19 protein-coding genes are annotated in these 14,172 nt (G+C 65.2%); 17 read left to right on the forward strand and 2 right to left on the reverse strand.

The annotated features are described in order from the left end of the window. The 5 genes from IV112_RS16810 to IV112_RS16830 all read left to right on the forward strand — a co-directional run. Positions 1 to 1,017 (forward strand): cbb3-type cytochrome c oxidase subunit I (locus IV112_RS16810; RefSeq protein WP_304005383.1); only part of this gene is annotated, 1,017 nt, incomplete at its 5' end. Between the two features lie 17 nt (positions 1,018 to 1,034). Then, complete coding sequence (locus IV112_RS16815) at positions 1,035 to 1,145, forward strand: cytochrome oxidase small assembly protein (protein ID WP_304005564.1); 111 nt, start codon at positions 1,035 to 1,037, stop codon at positions 1,143 to 1,145. Next, on the forward strand, positions 1,142 to 1,726 hold the full coding sequence (locus tag IV112_RS16820) for a cytochrome c oxidase assembly protein (RefSeq protein ID WP_304005386.1): 585 nt from the start codon (positions 1,142 to 1,144) through the stop codon (positions 1,724 to 1,726). Before IV112_RS16815 ends, IV112_RS16820 begins: the two co-directional genes overlap by 4 nt. A 1-nt stretch (position 1,727) precedes the next feature. Beyond that, on the forward strand, positions 1,728 to 1,916 hold the full coding sequence (locus tag IV112_RS16825) for a DUF2970 domain-containing protein (RefSeq protein WP_019915458.1): 189 nt from the start codon (positions 1,728 to 1,730) through the stop codon (positions 1,914 to 1,916). Positions 1,917 to 1,941: 25 nt separating this feature from the next. Continuing rightward, entirely contained in the window at positions 1,942 to 2,808 is an 867-nt protein-coding gene (locus IV112_RS16830) for a cytochrome c oxidase subunit 3 (protein WP_020163271.1), read from the forward strand. Positions 2,809 to 2,962: 154 nt separating this feature from the next. On the opposite strand, the gene IV112_RS16835 is transcribed toward IV112_RS16830, so the two are convergent. Then, the gene (locus IV112_RS16835) at positions 2,963 to 3,157 is read right to left on the reverse strand and encodes a twin transmembrane helix small protein (protein ID WP_019915456.1); all 195 of its coding nucleotides are present in this window, start codon (positions 3,155 to 3,157) and stop codon (positions 2,963 to 2,965) included. A gap of 54 nt (positions 3,158 to 3,211) precedes the next feature. Here IV112_RS16835 and IV112_RS16840 point away from each other — a divergent pair, with 54 nt between their 5' ends. Genes IV112_RS16840 through IV112_RS16860 form a run of 5 tightly spaced genes read left to right on the forward strand, consistent with a single transcriptional unit; the run spans position 3,212 to position 6,965 of the window. Continuing rightward, complete coding sequence (locus tag IV112_RS16840) at positions 3,212 to 3,934, forward strand: SURF1 family protein (RefSeq protein WP_304005391.1); 723 nt, start codon at positions 3,212 to 3,214, stop codon at positions 3,932 to 3,934. Further along, the gene (locus IV112_RS16845; protein ID WP_304005393.1) at positions 3,931 to 4,488 is read left to right on the forward strand and encodes a hypothetical protein; all 558 of its coding nucleotides are present in this window, start codon (positions 3,931 to 3,933) and stop codon (positions 4,486 to 4,488) included. Before IV112_RS16840 ends, IV112_RS16845 begins: the two co-directional genes overlap by 4 nt. Further along, positions 4,488 to 5,504, forward strand: coding sequence for a COX15/CtaA family protein (locus IV112_RS16850; RefSeq protein ID WP_304005394.1), 1,017 nt, complete (start codon positions 4,488 to 4,490; stop codon positions 5,502 to 5,504). The genes IV112_RS16845 and IV112_RS16850 overlap by 1 nt, the downstream gene beginning before the upstream one ends. Continuing rightward, complete coding sequence (gene cyoE, locus IV112_RS16855; protein ID WP_304005396.1) at positions 5,485 to 6,384, forward strand: heme o synthase; 900 nt, start codon at positions 5,485 to 5,487, stop codon at positions 6,382 to 6,384. The genes IV112_RS16850 and cyoE overlap by 20 nt, the downstream gene beginning before the upstream one ends. Further along, positions 6,381 to 6,965, forward strand: coding sequence for an SCO family protein (locus IV112_RS16860; RefSeq protein ID WP_304005398.1), 585 nt, complete (start codon positions 6,381 to 6,383; stop codon positions 6,963 to 6,965). The genes cyoE and IV112_RS16860 overlap by 4 nt, the downstream gene beginning before the upstream one ends. Before the next feature lie 65 nt (positions 6,966 to 7,030). Here the strand turns inward: IV112_RS16860 and rpoH are convergent, their stop codons facing one another. Next, entirely contained in the window at positions 7,031 to 7,918 is an 888-nt protein-coding gene (rpoH, locus tag IV112_RS16865) for an RNA polymerase sigma factor RpoH (RefSeq protein WP_020163277.1), read from the reverse strand. A 193-nt stretch (positions 7,919 to 8,111) separates the two neighbouring features. Between rpoH and IV112_RS16870 the strand changes: the two genes are divergently transcribed. The 7 genes from IV112_RS16870 to lnt all read left to right on the forward strand — a co-directional run bounded on the left by IV112_RS16870 (position 8,112) and on the right by lnt (position 14,137). Continuing rightward, a complete protein-coding gene (locus tag IV112_RS16870) occupies positions 8,112 to 8,426 on the forward strand; it encodes a hypothetical protein (protein WP_304005402.1) in 315 nt (104 codons plus the stop codon). Between the two features lie 17 nt (positions 8,427 to 8,443). Then, positions 8,444 to 9,793, forward strand: a complete 1,350-nt coding sequence (gene miaB / locus IV112_RS16875; protein ID WP_304005405.1) for a tRNA (N6-isopentenyl adenosine(37)-C2)-methylthiotransferase MiaB — start codon at positions 8,444 to 8,446, stop codon at positions 9,791 to 9,793. Beyond that, positions 9,790 to 10,773: a PhoH family protein gene (locus IV112_RS16880; protein ID WP_296808578.1), complete on the forward strand. Its 984-nt coding sequence runs from the start codon at positions 9,790 to 9,792 to the stop codon at positions 10,771 to 10,773. The genes miaB and IV112_RS16880 overlap by 4 nt, the downstream gene beginning before the upstream one ends. Continuing rightward, the gene (gene ybeY, locus IV112_RS16885; RefSeq protein WP_304005408.1) at positions 10,773 to 11,246 is read left to right on the forward strand and encodes an rRNA maturation RNase YbeY; all 474 of its coding nucleotides are present in this window, start codon (positions 10,773 to 10,775) and stop codon (positions 11,244 to 11,246) included. Before IV112_RS16880 ends, ybeY begins: the two co-directional genes overlap by 1 nt. A 1-nt stretch (position 11,247) precedes the next feature. Beyond that, positions 11,248 to 11,730, forward strand: coding sequence for an OmpA family protein (locus IV112_RS16890; RefSeq protein WP_304005410.1), 483 nt, complete (start codon positions 11,248 to 11,250; stop codon positions 11,728 to 11,730). 92 nt (positions 11,731 to 11,822) lie between these two features. Further along, complete coding sequence (locus IV112_RS16895; RefSeq protein WP_304005412.1) at positions 11,823 to 12,680, forward strand: HlyC/CorC family transporter; 858 nt, start codon at positions 11,823 to 11,825, stop codon at positions 12,678 to 12,680. Next, complete coding sequence (gene lnt / locus IV112_RS16900) at positions 12,677 to 14,137, forward strand: apolipoprotein N-acyltransferase (protein WP_304005413.1); 1,461 nt, start codon at positions 12,677 to 12,679, stop codon at positions 14,135 to 14,137. Before IV112_RS16895 ends, lnt begins: the two co-directional genes overlap by 4 nt. Positions 14,138 to 14,172 lie beyond the last annotated feature (35 nt).

Consider the following 14,172-nt stretch of genomic DNA (forward strand, 5'->3'; position numbering starts at 1 on the left):
GGCATGACGCTGATGAAGATGCCGCTGTTCTGCTGGACCTGGCTGATCACCGCCTACCTGGTCATCGCCGTGATGCCGGTTCTGGCCGGTGCGGTCACCATGATCCTGACCGACCGTCATTTCGGCACCAGCTTCTTCAATGCTGCCGGTGGTGGTGACCCGGTCCTGTACCAGCACATCTTCTGGTTCTTCGGTCACCCCGAGGTGTACATCATCGCGATCCCGGCCTTCGGTGTCGTGTCGCAGGTGATTCCGGCCTTCTCGCGCAAGCCGCTGTTCGGCTACGCCTCGATGGTGTACGCGACCTCGTCGATCGCCATCCTGTCCTTCATCGTGTGGGCGCACCACATGTATACGGTGGGCATGCCGGTGGCCGGCCAGCTGTACTTCATGTTCGCCACCATGCTGATCGCGATCCCGACCGGCGTGAAGGTGTTCAACTGGGTGGCCACGATGTGGCGCGGCTCGCTGACCTTCGAAACCCCGATGCTGTTCTCGATCGGCTTCCTGTTCCTCTTCACGCTGGGCGGTTTCTCCGGCCTGGTGCTGTCGATGACGGCGGTGGACGTGCAACTGCACGACAGCTACTACGTCGTCGCCCACTTCCACTACGTGATGGTGGCGGGTGCGCTGTTCTCGGCCTACGCCGGCGCCTACTACTGGCTGCCGAAGTGGACCGGTCACATGTATGACGAGAAGCTGGGCAAGCTGCACTTCTGGCTGTCGCTGATCTTCTTCAACATGACCTTCTTCGTGCAGCACTTCCTGGGTCTGGCCGGCATGCCGCGTCGTATCCCGGACTACTCGCTGCAGTTCGCCGAGTTCAACATGATCTCGTCGATCGGTGCCTTCGGTTTCGGTCTGTCGCAGCTCGTGTTCCTGGTTGTCGTGCTGAAGTGCATGAAGGGTGGCGAGAAGGCTTCGGCCAAGCCCTGGGACGGTGCTGAAGGTCTCGAATGGACGGTGCCGTCGCCGGCGCCGCACCACACCTTCGAAACCCCGCCGGTCTTCAAGTGAGTATTGGCGTGACCGAGATGGATGAGGCACTCCGCCGCCGCAACGTCCGCACGGCGTTGTGGCTGGCGGCCACCGCGGTGGCGGTGTTCGTGCTGTTTGTCGTGCGTTACGGGATGTCGGGTCAATGACCGAGCAAACCCGTGTTGCGGCCGGTTCCGAGCGCCGCAACCGTTCGACGCTGATACGCCTGGTGGTGTCGGCTTTCCTGATGTTCGGCTTCGGCTATGCGCTGGTGCCGTTCTACGAAAAGCTGTGCCAGGTGCTCGACGTCAACAACCTGAACAAGCAGGACAACACGCTGCCGCTCAATACCCAGGTCGATCGTTCGCGTAACGTGACGGTCGAGTTCGATGCGAACCTGCACAAGCTGCCGTGGAATTTCAAGCCGGTGACCGGCTCACTCGTGGTTCATCCGGGTGAGGTGGTGACGGTGGAGTACGAAGTTTCGAACACGCGCGAGAACGCGGTGACGGGACAGGCGATTCCGAGTTACACGCCGTCGGCGGCGATGCAGTACTTCCAGAAGCTCGACTGTTTCTGTTTCAAGCAGCAGACGCTGGCAGCCGGGGAAACGCGACGCATGCCGATCGCCTTCCTCGTGTCGCCGGATCTGCCGAAGGACATCAACACGATCACGCTCTCCTACACCTTCTTCGAGGTGCCGGGGGCGACTGCAGCGACGACGCAGGACGGTCGCACGGGAGGCTGAAATGGCCGGGTTCGTGAAGGGTGTGGTGACAGTGCTTTCGGCCTTCGTCGGCATACGCCGCAAGGGCGATCACGACGCAGCGGTGTCATCGCTGACGCCGTTGCAAGTTATCATCACGGGCGTTGTGGCTGCAGCGCTGTTCGTGATTGCAGTGATCTTGGGTGTAAGAATTCTGATAAGCATCGCTTGAGAGAAACCGGGAAGGAAAAACATAAATGAGCTCGCATACGCCACAACAGGCCCCTTACTACTACGTACCTGCGCCATCGACCTACCCGATCACGGGTTCGATCGCGCTGTTCCTGTTTGCACTGGGTTCTGTGCTGACGATGAACAAGATCACCGGCGGCGGCTTCGTGCTCGGCGCGGGGGTGCTGGTCCTGTTCTACATGATGTATTCCTGGTTCGGCAAAGTTGCGCACGAATCCGAAGGCGGCCTGTACAGCAAGCGCGTGGGTGTTTCCTTCCGCTGGGCGATGGGCTGGTTCATCTTCTCTGAAGTGATGTTCTTCGCCGCCTTCTTCGGCGCGCTGTTCTACGCTCGCGTGCTCGCCGTGCCCGATCTGGCCAGCCTCGAACATCAGGCGCTGCTGTGGCCGGATGCCACCGCAATGTGGCCGAACGCGGGTCCGGGCTACGACGGCGGTCCGTTCACGCCGATGGGCGCCTGGGGCATCCCGGCGATCAACACGCTGCTGCTGCTGACCTCGGGCGTCACGCTGACCTGGGCGCACCACGGCCTGCTGCACAACAACCGCGGCCAGCTCAAGCTGGGCCTGTTCCTGACCATCGCGCTCGGCGTCGTGTTCCTCGGCTTCCAGGCCTACGAATACATGCACGCCTACTCGGACCTGAACGTCAAGATGACCACCGGCGTGTTCGGTTCGGTGTTCTACATGCTGACCGGCTTCCACGGCTTCCACGTGACGGTTGGTGCAACGATGCTTATCGTGATACTGTGCCGCGTCTTCGCTGGGCATTTCAGCCCGGAAAACCACTTCGGCTTCGAGGCGGTCGCGTGGTACTGGCACTTTGTCGACGTCGTCTGGCTGCTGCTGTTCGTCGTCGTGTACTGGATTTGATGTAAAGACGGGATCTGCGAGGAGGAGAGTGGGCCGGTAAGCAAAAAGAGCCCTTATAAAATAAACGCTCGGCGCCGCACATCGTGCGGCGCTTTTTTTCGTGGGTAGGGAGCGTTGGGGCGGGTGGCTTTCGGCGGCGAGGCGCCGCCGGTGGTCAGAGCTTGCCGGTGATGAATCCGAAGCGGTAGCCGAGCATCAGGAAGATGAACAGCGCCATCGACAGGCCGACGCGGATGGCCAGCGAGCGCAGCATGCGGCTCGAGTTGCCGCTGTCGCGAAACAGGAAGAACAGCGCTGAACCGAGGCTGGCAATCACGGTCAGCAGCATGAATATCACGAGATAACGCATCAGGAAGAATCCTTAGTCCGGGTGGTCAGTGTACCTGCCGGGCGTCCGACAGCAATGTTCCAGTTCCATTTCGCCCGCCGTCGTTTTCGCATCCGCCTGTGGCCTGCGCTGGCCTGCCTGCTGGTGATCGGCGTCACGCTGTCGGCGGCGCGCTGGCAGACCGCCCGCGCACACTACAAGCAGTCGCTGGCAGACGCTTACGCGACGCAGCAGCGGCAGCCGGCGCTCGACCTGGACCAGTGGAGTGATCAGGCGCCGCCCGAGTTCGCGCGCGCGACGGTGTCCGGTCGCTGGCACAGCGAAGTGCTGATCTACGCTGACAATCAGGTCCGCGACGGACAGGCCGGCTTCCTCGTGCACATGCCGCTGTGTCAGACCGCGCAGCGCTGTGTGCTTGTTGCGCGCGGCTGGGTCCGGCACGGCGGGCGTCGAGACGTGTTGCCGGCGGTTGTATCGCCGGCCGGGCTGCAACGCATCGAGGGTGTCGTCACGCGTGCGCAGCCGCGCTTCGTCGAGCTGTCGGGCGATTCGGTGCAGGGTGCCGTCTGGCAGAACGTCACGGTCGACCGCGTGGCAAAGACGACCGGTCTGCAGCTCGCGCCCTTCATTCTCGTGCAGACCGGTGATGCCGCGGACGGCCTGAGGCGCGACGACGTGAAGCCGGAGTTCGGCGTCGAGAAGCACTGGATGTACGCCGCGCAGTGGTACGCGTTCGCGCTGGTCACGCTGGTATTCGGGCTCTACGCAGCCATGCAGAAAGAGGGAGAGAAGTCTTGAAAGGCAAGAAGGTCCTGATCGTGCTCGCGGCGATATGTGTGTTGCCGCTGCTCGCGTCCTACGCGATGTATTTCCTGTGGCGCCCCGACAGCACGGTGAACTACGGTCAATTGCTGTCGCCGCGCGCGCTGCCGGCCGAGGCGCTGACCACGGTCGATGGCAAACCTTTCGACTTTGCGTCCATCAAGGGGCGCTGGACCCTGGTGCTGGCCGACGGCGGCGCATGCGATGCGAAGTGCGAGGAACTGCTCTATTACATCCGCCAGGTGCGCAAGGCGCAGGGCGAGCACCAGGAGCGCATCGAGCGCGTCTGGCTGGTGACCGACGGTACGCAGCCCAAGGCGGAACTGCTGACCGCGATCGAAGGCATGCACGTGGTCAAGGCGGCCGGCAGCGCCACGTTGGGCGCGTTCGCCGGCGATGCGACGCATCCGCGCGCCATTCATCTGGTCGACCCGTTGGGGCAGGTGATGATGCGTTATCCGGATGACCCGGATCCGAAGAAGATGATCAAGGATTTCCAACGTTTGATGAAGTACTCGAGGCTGGGCTGATGAAAACCTACCGCACGCTGTTGCTTGCCACGATTGCAATGACTTTTGCGCTGATCGTCCTCGGCGCCTACGTAAGACTGTCCGACGCCGGCCTCGGCTGTCCGGACTGGCCGGGCTGTTACGGCCACGTCACGGTGATTCATGCGTCCGAGCACATCACCGCGGCACAGGAAGCGAACCCCGAAGGTCCGGTCACCTTCGCCAAGGCGTGGAAGGAGATGATTCACCGCTACTTTGCGGGCATCGTCGGTCTGTTCATCCTGGCGATCGCTGCACTTGCCTGGCGTCATCGGCGTGAAGCCGGTGCCTCGCCGGTGCTGGCAACGGTGCTGGTCGGCGTGCTGTTCCTGCAGGCGATGTTCGGCAAGTGGACGGTGACCATGCTGCTCAAGCCGGCCATCGTGACCGGCCACCTGATCGGCGGGCTGACCGTGCTCACCCTGCTGGTATGGCTGTACGCCCGCACGCGTGGGCCGGCGGTACCGACCGTGTCGCCGGCGACGCGTGCGCTGGCGGTCGCCGCCTTCGTCGTGCTGGCGATGCAGATATCGCTGGGCGGCTGGGTCAGCACCAATTACGCGGCGCTCGCCTGTACCGACCTGCCGACCTGCCACGGCGAGTGGGTGCCGCAGATGGATATCCGCAACGGTTTCCACATCGTGCGCGAGCTGGGGCAGAGCGCCGACGGCGAAACGCTGACGATGGATGCGCTGACCGCCATTCACTGGATGCATCGCGTCGGTGCCATCGTTGCTGCACTGGTGATCGGTGCGCTGGGCTTCGCGCTGCGCGCTGCCGGCCACCGTCCGCTCGGCACGGCGCTGCTGGGTGTGCTCGCGCTGCAGATCATGCTGGGCCTGGCCAACGTGTGGTTCAGCCTGCCGCTGCCGCTGGCCGCTGCGCACAACGGTGGCGCTGCAGCATTGGTGATCCTCATGGTGCTGATAAACTACCGCGTCCGCGCCACGGCGCAGCAACGCGTTTCCGGAGTCCTAAATGAAAGCCCTGCGGCTTGATATCCAGCCCTTCTCGCTGAGGCTCGCGAATTACCTGCAGCTGACCAAGCCGCGCGTCGTGTCGCTGATCGTGTTCTGTGCGGTCATCGGCATGTTCCTGGCGGTGCCGGTCGGTCTGCCGGATTTCGGCATCGTTGCGGCGGCGACCGTCGGTATCGCCCTGGTCGCCGGTGCAGCGGCTGCGGTGAACTGCCTGGTCGAGCAGAAGATCGACGCGGTGATGGCGCGTACTCGCGCCCGCCCGCTGCCGCGTGGCGAGGTGAATTCGCTGGAAACGCTGGCTTTCTCCGGCGTGGTCGGCGGCGCCGGCCTGTCCATGCTCTACCACTGGGTGAATCCGCTCACCATGTGGCTGACGCTGGGCACCTTCATCGGGTACGCCATCATCTACACGGTGTTCCTGAAGCCGGCCACGCCGCAGAACATCGTGATCGGCGGCGCCTCCGGTGCGATGCCGCCGGTGCTGGGCTGGGCCGCGGTGACCGGCGAGGTGTCGGCCGACGCACTGCTGCTGTTCCTGATCATCTTCGCCTGGACGCCGCCGCATTTCTGGGCGCTGGCGCTGTACCGCACGCAGGAGTACGCCAAGGCGGGTCTGCCGATGTTGCCAGTGACGCACGGTGCCGAATACACGCGGCTGCAGGTGTTCCTGTACACCCTCATCCTGTTCGCGGTGACCATGCTGCCGTTCGCCTCGCGCATGAGCGGCTGGATCTACCTCGTGTCTGCGGTGGCGCTGTCCGGCATGTTCATCGTCTACGCCTGGCGCCTGATGCGCAATTACTCGGACGAACTGGCGAAGAAGACTTTCCGTTTCTCGCTGTGGCACCTGTCGCTGCTGTTCGCGGCCCTGCTGGTCGACCACTACATTCCGCTATGAAGCGCCGTCTTTTCCTCGCCGCCCTGCTGTCGGCAGGGCTGGCGGGCTGTGCGCCATCCGGGCCGACCTTCCACAGCGTGGATATCACCGGCGCCGACTACGGCAAGGGCTTTGCGCTGACCGACCACACCGGTGCGGCACGCACGCTGGCCGACTACAAGGGCAAGGCGGTCACGCTGTTCTTCGGCTTCACGCACTGCCCGGACGTCTGCCCGACCAGTCTGGCGACGATGAAACAGGCGCTGGCGCTGCTCGGGCCGGACGCTGCCAGGGTGCAGGTGCTTTTCGTCACGCTGGACCCGGAGCGCGATTCCACCGAACTGCTGGCCGCCTACGTGCCTAAGTTCGATGCGTCCTTCGTCGGCCTGCGCGGCGACGCGGCGGCCACCGCTGCGGTCGCGAAGGAATACAAGATTTTCTACCAGAAGGTGCCGGGCAGCACGCCGGACAGCTACACGCTGGATCACTCGGCCGGCACCTATGTGCATGACACGCAGGGGCGCCTGCGGCTGTTCATCCGCCACGGCGAAACGCCGCAGAAGATCGCCGACGACCTGAAGGCACTGCTGGCTCAGGGTTGATCCTGGGCGCTGACGCCAACAAAAAAGCGACCCGAGGGTCGCTTTTTTGTTGGGGCAAACGAAGATCAGGCGGCCATGCCCAGCATCTTCTGCATCGACGCCTTCATCTTCTGCATCGCCTTGGCTTCGATCTGGCGGATGCGTTCGGCCGACACGCCGTACTCGGCGGCCAGTTCGTGCAGGGTGGCGGCTTCGCCGTCCTGCGCCAGCCAGCGCCGCTGCACGATGGTGCGGCTGCGGTCGTCGAGCGAGGCCAGGGCCGAATGCAGACCGTCTTCCTGCAGGCGCACGTTCTGCGCGGCCTCCAGCACTTCCAGCGGCTCGGCGGCCGAGTCGGCCAGCCAGTGGATGGGCGCCAGACGGGCGCTGTCGCGATCGTCGTCCTCACTGCTGCCTTCGAGCGCGACGTCCTGCCCGGTCAGACGGGTTTCCATCTCGACCACTTCTTCCGGCTTCACGCCCAGCGTCTTCGCCACTTCCCGCACTTCGGCAGGGTTCAGCGTGTTGCTGCTGCTCTTGAGGCTGCGCAGGTTGAAGAAGAGCTTGCGCTGCGCCTTGGTCGTGGCGACCTTGACCAGGCGCCAGTTGCGCAGGATGTATTCGTGGATTTCCGCCTTGATCCAGTGGATCGCGAACGACACCAGACGCACACCGCGGTCCGGGTCGAAGCGCTTCACCGCCTTCATCAGGCCGATATTGCCTTCCTGGATCAGATCGGCGTGCGGCAGGCCGTAGCCGAGATAGCCGCGGGCGATCGCCACCACCAGACGCAGGTGCGACATGACCAGCGCGCGGGCGGCTTCGAGGTCTTCGTCGTCGCGGAAACGGCGGGCAAGTGACTGTTCCTGCTCTTCGCTGAGCAGGGGCACGCGGTTGGCTGCCTGGATATAGCTGTCGATATTGCCCAGCGCACCGGGCATCGACAGATTCGGAACCATCAGAGCATGGGTCATGATTCATTCCTCCCTTGGGAAGCAAGATTAGCACTCCCCGCGTTTGAGTGCTAACAACTGCGACCGTTCATTGCGTTGCAACATGTAAGCCGAGCGGAGCGCCCCGCCTGCAGTGCGTTCGCGCTGGTTTGGGTTCGCGGCGAGCGCACGCTACAATCCGTCAATTCCCGACCGCTTCCTCGCCCCGGCTCCGATGCGCCTGCCTTCCGCCCTGTGTGCCGTCCTGCTCTGTCTGCCGCTGCTCGCTGCGGCGCAGCTGCGCGCGATTCCGCCGGATGCGATCAAGGCGAAGATGAAGCCGCCGGTCGATGGCATGGTCGAAGTCGGCAAGTACTCCTTCAGGTTGGCGCCCGGCGCCCAGATCCGTTCGACCGACAACCGCATCATGCTGCCGGTGATGATAGGCAGCGAGCAGGTGGTCCGTTACAAGCTCGACAACAACGGCGACCTGTATCGCGTCTGGGTGTTGTCGCCCGAAGAGATCGACCTGCCGGCACCCAAACAGTAATTTCCCCGTCCCCTTCGATGACCCGCAAGATTTACATCAAGACCTTCGGCTGCCAGATGAACGAGTACGACTCGGACAAGATGGCCGATGTGCTCGGCGACGCCGAAGGTCTGGAAAAGACCGACCGTCCGGAAGACGCCGACGTGATCCTGTTCAACACCTGCTCGGTGCGCGAGAAGGCGCAGGAGAAGGTGTTCCACGACCTCGGCCGGGTGAAGCACCTGAAGCGCGACAATCCCAATCTGATCATCGGCGTCGGCGGTTGCGTCGCCAGCCAGGAGGGCGCGGCCATCGTCGAGCGCGCGCCCTACGTCGATCTCGTCTTCGGCCCGCAGACGCTACACCGCCTGCCCGACCTCATTTCGAAGCGCCGCGCCAGCGGCCGGCCGCAGGTCGACATCAGCTTTCCGGAAATCGAGAAGTTCGATCACATGCCGCCCGCCCGGGTCGAGGGCGCGACCGCCTTCGTGTCCATCATGGAAGGCTGCTCCAAGTACTGCACCTTCTGCGTCGTGCCCTATACGCGCGGCGAGGAAGTGTCGCGCCCGCTGGACGACATCCTGACCGAGATCGCGACGCTGGTCGGCCAGGGCATCAAGGAGGTGACGCTGCTCGGTCAGAACGTCAATGCCTGGCGTGCGCCGATCAGCCGCGGCTCGGACGACATTGGCGACTTCGCCTTCCTGCTCGAATGCGTGCATGAAGTGCCGGGCATCGAGCGCATCCGCTACACCACGTCACACCCGCGCGAAATGACGCAGCGCCTGTTCGACGCCTACGCGAAACTGCCCAAGCTGGTATCGCAGCTGCACCTGCCGGTGCAGTCGGGTTCCGACCGCGTGCTGGCCGCGATGAAGCGCGGCTACACCGCGCTCGAATACAAGGCGGTCGTGCGCAAGCTGCGCGCGGCGCGGCCCGACCTGTCGCTGACCTCGGATTTCATCGTCGGCTTCCCCGGCGAGACCGAGGAGGATTTCGAAAAGACGATGAAGCTGATCGACGACGTCGGCTTCGACGGCAGCTTCAGCTTCATCTACAGCGCCCGCCCGGGCACACCGGCGGCCGATCTGGCCGACGACACCCCGCAGGACGTCAAGCTGGCACGGCTGGCGCGGCTGCAGAAGCGCATCGACGAGCAAGCGCAGGCGGTCAGTCAGAGCATGGTCGGCAGCGTGCAGCGCATCCTGGTCGAAGGCCACGCGCGCAAGGACGCCGCCGAACTGGCCGGACGCACCGACAACAACCGCGTCGTCAATTTCCCCGGCCCGGCGCGGCTGATCAACCAGTTCATCGACGTGCGCATCACCAGCGCGCTGCCGCACAGCCTGCGCGGCGAAGTGGTCATCCGCGAGGCGGTCAGCGCTTGAAGCCGCGGCCGCTCGAACTGGTGCTGGAGCCGCTCGACAACGCGCGGCTCGCCAACCTGTGCGGTGTACTCGACGAAAACCTGCGCCAGCTCGAAACGGCTTACGACGTCGAGATCGCCCGCCGGGGCGAGCGTTTCCGGGTCAGCGGCGAGCCCGGGCAGTCACAGCGTGCGGCCGCGGCACTGCGCCATTTCTATGCAGCGGCCACCGAGCACCTGAGCATAGACGCGATACAGCTTGGCCTGATCGAGCTGTCGAACCGCATCGCCGCCGAACCTGCGGCGCCGGTGCTGATGACGCGCAAGAGCAATCTGCACGGCCGCACGCCGCGCCAGACGCAGTATCTGCGGCAGATCCAGGAACACGACATCACCTTCGGCATCGGCCCGGCCGGCACCGGCAAGACCTATCTGGCGGTGGCCAGCGCCGTCGACGCGCTGGAGCGCGAGACGGTAGCGCGCATCGTGCTGACCCGACCGGCGGTCGAAGCGGGCGAGCGCCTCGGCTTCCTGCCGGGCGACCTGGCGCAGAAGGTCGATCCCTACCTGCGGCCGCTGTACGACGCGCTGTACGACCTGATGGGTTTCGAGCGCGTCGCCCGCGCCTTCGAGCGGCAGGTGATCGAGATCGCGCCGCTCGCCTACATGCGCGGACGCACGCTGAACAACGCCTTCATCATCCTCGACGAGGCGCAGAACACGACGCCGGAACAGATGAAGATGTTCCTGACCCGCATGGGCATAGGCTCGAAGGCCGTCATCACCGGCGACCTGACCCAGGTCGATCTGCCACGAGGCCACAAGAGCGGTCTGGCCGAGGCGCGGAAGATACTTGCCGACGTGCGCGGCATCGCGATGACCGATTTCCTCGCCGAAGACGTGGTGCGCCACCCGCTGGTGGCGCGCATCGTGTCGGCCTACGAACGTTTCGAGGCGCAGCGCGAAGCAGAGGACGCGATGCGCAAGGGGCCGCGCGGCTGATGCGGCTCAATCTGTCGGTGCAGTACGCGTGCGCGCGCGATGCGTGCCCGCCGCGTGACGACGTGAAGCGCTGGGTGCGCGCTGCGCTGGACCCGGACGTGGTAGTGCGCGCCGACCTAACGGTGCGCTTCGTCGATGCGGAAGAGGGGCAGGCGCTCAATCTCGAATACCGTGGCCGCGACTACGCGACCAATGTGCTGTCGTTTCCGTACGAACAGGGTGCGCATCTTGCCGGCGACCTGGTGGTGTGCCAGCCGGTGCTGGCGCGTGAGGCGGTGGAGCAGGGCAAGGCCTTTGCCGACCACGCCGCCCACCTGATCGTGCACGGCACGCTGCACCTGCAGGGCTGGGATCACGAAACGTCGGACGACGATGCCGACGCGATGGAAGCGGAGGAGCGCGTCATCCTGCAAGGACTTGGCGTGGCCGATCCGTATTCGGACGACTACTCGATTCAATCAACGGAGGTTTGAAATGTCGGATCAGGACGACGACAGCAATGTCGGTTTGAGGGTGGTGGCCATCATCGTGATCGCGGTCGTCGCGGCGGTGGTGGGCTTTGCCGTATCGCTGGCCGGCAAGCCGACTACGGATGCCGCAGTGGTCGAGGTGGTGGAGGTGATCGAGGTGCCCGAGCCAGTGGGCGAGGCGCTGGCGCGCATCTATTTCGCTGTCGGCAGTGCCGAACCCGGCGCCGATCTGGCCGATGCCGTGGCGCGGGCGCAGGCTGCGCTGAGCGCGACGCCGGACGCCATCGTGCTGCTGTCCGGCTTCCACGACCCGTCGGGGGATGCCGCCCAGAACGCCGAACTGGCCAAGGCGCGGGCCCTGGCAGTGCGTGACGCGCTGGTCGCGGCAGGCGTCGCCGAAGCCGGCATCAAGCTGCGCAAGCCGGAAGTCACCGCTGCCGACGGCCCGCCGGAAGAGGCGCGGCGGGTCGAGCTGCGCGTCCAGTAAGGCCGTGACATCCGGGAGATTCCGGATGCCTGACTCGAAACCGACACGCTGGCCGGGTTACACTGCCGGCGTGTTCGTTTCCCGCGTCCCGCATGGACAGTAGTTCCTCACCTTCGCAGCGCCCCGGTTTTCTCGAGCGGCTGTCGCATCTGCTGATGCGCGAGCCGGAAGACAGAGAACAACTGCTGGTGCTGCTGCACTCCGCCTTCGAACGCAATCTGCTGGACGCCGACGCCCTCTCGATCATCGAGGGCGCGCTCCAGGTGTCGGACATGCCGGTGCGCGAAGTGATGATTCCGCGCGCGCAGATGGACGTGATCGACATCGACGATCCGCTCGACAAGATCGTGCAGACCGCGCTGCGCACCGCGCATTCGCGTTTCCCGGTGATCGGCGAGAACCGCGACGATGTGATCGGCATCCTGCTCGCCAAGGATCTGCTGCGCCTCATGTCGGGTGACGACGACAGCCTGCGCGACATGCTGCGCCCGGCGGTATTCATCCCCGAATCGAAGCGTCTGAACGTGCTGCTGCGCGAGTTCCGTGCCAGCCGCAACCACATGGCCATCGTGGTCGACGAATACGGCGGCGTCGCCGGCCTCGTCACCATCGAGGACGTGCTGGAGCAGATCGTCGGCGACATCGAGGACGAGTACGACTTCGATGAGTCGGCCGACAACATCCGGGTCGACCAGACCGGTCGTTACCGGGTCAAGGCCGGCACCGAGATCGAGGACTTCAACGAGGTGTTCGGCACCACCTTCGACGACGACGCCTACGACACCGTGGGCGGGCTGGTCATCCACCAGATCGGTCGTCTGCCCAAGCGGGGCGAGGTGGTGCAGATCGACGCGCTGCGCTTCACCGTGCTGCGCGCCGACAGTCGCCGCGTGCACACGCTGATGGTCGATCGCATCGCGCCTCCGGCCGTACCGTCCGCCGTCGAATGAAGCCGGTCGTCCGACTGGCCGCTGCTGCTGCGGCCGGTGCGCTGGCGGTCGGCGGCTTCGCGCCCTTCGGCGTGTTCGCGCTGCCGGTCGTCGCGTTGGCCACGCTGCTGTGGCTGGTCGATACGGTGTCGCCGCGCAGCGCCGCGATGACCGGTTTTGCCTTCGGCATGGGCTGGTTCCTCGCCGGCGTGTCCTGGGTCAATGTCAGTCTGAGCCAGTTTGGCGGCATGCCCTTGCCGCTTTCGCTGCTGGCCACCGTGCTGTTCTGCGCCTATCTCTCGCTGTTCCCCGCTGCCGTCTGTGCCGCCATGCGCACGCTGCGACCGTCGGTGGCGCTGACGCCGTGGCTGTTCGCCGCGCTGTGGGTGTCCTCGGAGTGGTTGCGTGGCACGCTGTTCACCGGCTTCCCGTGGCTGGCCAGCGGCTATGCGCACGCGACGCCGAGCCCGCTCGCCGGCTACGTGCCGCTGTTCGGCGTGCACGGCGCCGGTTTCGTCGCCGCGCTGATGGCCGGTGTGCTCGCGCTGTTCGTGCTGCGGCGCATCGCGCTGCGTCCGGTGCTGCTGTCGCTGGCTGCGCTGCTGGCGTTCGGCGCCCTGCTCGGCAGCGTGCGCTGGACCGAACCGACCGGACGCCCGCTGACGGTCAGCCTGCTGCAGGGGAATATCGAACAGAGCATGAAGTGGGTGCCCGAGCGCCTGCCCGATTCGATGCAGACCTACCTCGACCTCGCGCGCGCCTGGCCGGCCGATCTGGTGGTGCTGCCGGAAACGGCCATTCCCTTGCCTTACGCCGAAATCGATCCGGCCTGGCTGGCGGCCGTGCGCGCCACCGGGCGCGACGTGCTGATGGGGGCGGTCACGCTGGGCGAGGTCGATGGGCGCGCGCGCTATTTCAACAGTGCGGTGGCGCTCGGCCACGAAGACGCCCGTTACAGCAAGTCGCACCTGGTGCCCTTCGGCGAGTTCACGCCGCCGCTGTTCGCATGGACGCTGCAACTGCTGTCCATTCCGATGTCCGACTTCGGCCGTGGCGCGAAAGTACAGCCGCCGCTGGCGCTGGCCGGCGAGAAGGTGGCGGTGAACATCTGCTACGAGGACGTGTTCGGCGAGGAGCTGATCGATGCCGCGCGCGACGCGACGCTGCTGGTCAATGTGTCGAACACCGCCTGGTTCGGCGATTCATGGGCGCAGCCTCAGCATCTGCAGATTGCGCAGATCCGTGCGCTCGAACTCGGGCGCCCGATGCTGCGCGCAACCAATACCGGCATGACCGCCGCGATACAGCCGGACGGTCGCGTCGTTGCGGCACTGCCGGCCTTCACCCGCGCGGCCCTGCGCGTCGAGCTGCAGGGCTATCAGGGCCTCACCCCTTTCATGCGCTGGGGCAATGGGCCGGTGCTGCTGCTGGCGCTTGCCGTCATCATCGTTGCCGCGGTGCAGCGCAAAAGAGGCTGAGCCGGTAAAATCCCGCCTTTCCCTCACGGTCTGGC

The sequence above is a fragment of the Methyloversatilis discipulorum genome, assembly GCF_018780585.1.
In the GTDB taxonomy this organism is placed as follows: Bacteria; Pseudomonadota; Gammaproteobacteria; order Burkholderiales; family Rhodocyclaceae; genus Methyloversatilis; species Methyloversatilis discipulorum_B.

Excerpts from the sequence above, each read along its gene's own strand:
- IV112_RS16815 (WP_304005564.1), top strand. The coding sequence starts at position 1,035 with ATGGATGAGGCACTCCGCCGCCGCAACGTCCGCACGGCGTTGTGGCTG.
- IV112_RS16820 (WP_304005386.1), top strand. The coding sequence starts at position 1,142 with ATGACCGAGCAAACCCGTGTTGCGGCCGGTTCCGAGCGCCGCAACCGT.
- IV112_RS16825 (WP_019915458.1), top strand. The coding sequence starts at position 1,728 with ATGGCCGGGTTCGTGAAGGGTGTGGTGACAGTGCTTTCGGCCTTCGTC.
- IV112_RS16830 (WP_020163271.1), top strand. The coding sequence starts at position 1,942 with ATGAGCTCGCATACGCCACAACAGGCCCCTTACTACTACGTACCTGCG.
- IV112_RS16835 (WP_019915456.1), bottom strand. The coding sequence starts at position 3,157 with ATGCGTTATCTCGTGATATTCATGCTGCTGACCGTGATTGCCAGCCTC.
- IV112_RS16840 (WP_304005391.1), top strand. The coding sequence starts at position 3,212 with ATGTTCCAGTTCCATTTCGCCCGCCGTCGTTTTCGCATCCGCCTGTGG.
- IV112_RS16850 (WP_304005394.1), top strand. The coding sequence starts at position 4,488 with ATGAAAACCTACCGCACGCTGTTGCTTGCCACGATTGCAATGACTTTT.
- cyoE (WP_304005396.1), top strand. The coding sequence starts at position 5,485 with ATGAAAGCCCTGCGGCTTGATATCCAGCCCTTCTCGCTGAGGCTCGCG.
- IV112_RS16860 (WP_304005398.1), top strand. The coding sequence starts at position 6,381 with ATGAAGCGCCGTCTTTTCCTCGCCGCCCTGCTGTCGGCAGGGCTGGCG.
- rpoH (WP_020163277.1), bottom strand. The coding sequence starts at position 7,918 with ATGACCCATGCTCTGATGGTTCCGAATCTGTCGATGCCCGGTGCGCTG.
- IV112_RS16870 (WP_304005402.1), top strand. The coding sequence starts at position 8,112 with ATGCGCCTGCCTTCCGCCCTGTGTGCCGTCCTGCTCTGTCTGCCGCTG.
- miaB (WP_304005405.1), top strand. The coding sequence starts at position 8,444 with ATGACCCGCAAGATTTACATCAAGACCTTCGGCTGCCAGATGAACGAG.
- ybeY (WP_304005408.1), top strand. The coding sequence starts at position 10,773 with ATGCGGCTCAATCTGTCGGTGCAGTACGCGTGCGCGCGCGATGCGTGC.
- IV112_RS16890 (WP_304005410.1), top strand. The coding sequence starts at position 11,248 with ATGTCGGATCAGGACGACGACAGCAATGTCGGTTTGAGGGTGGTGGCC.
- IV112_RS16895 (WP_304005412.1), top strand. The coding sequence starts at position 11,823 with ATGGACAGTAGTTCCTCACCTTCGCAGCGCCCCGGTTTTCTCGAGCGG.
- lnt (WP_304005413.1), top strand. The coding sequence starts at position 12,677 with ATGAAGCCGGTCGTCCGACTGGCCGCTGCTGCTGCGGCCGGTGCGCTG.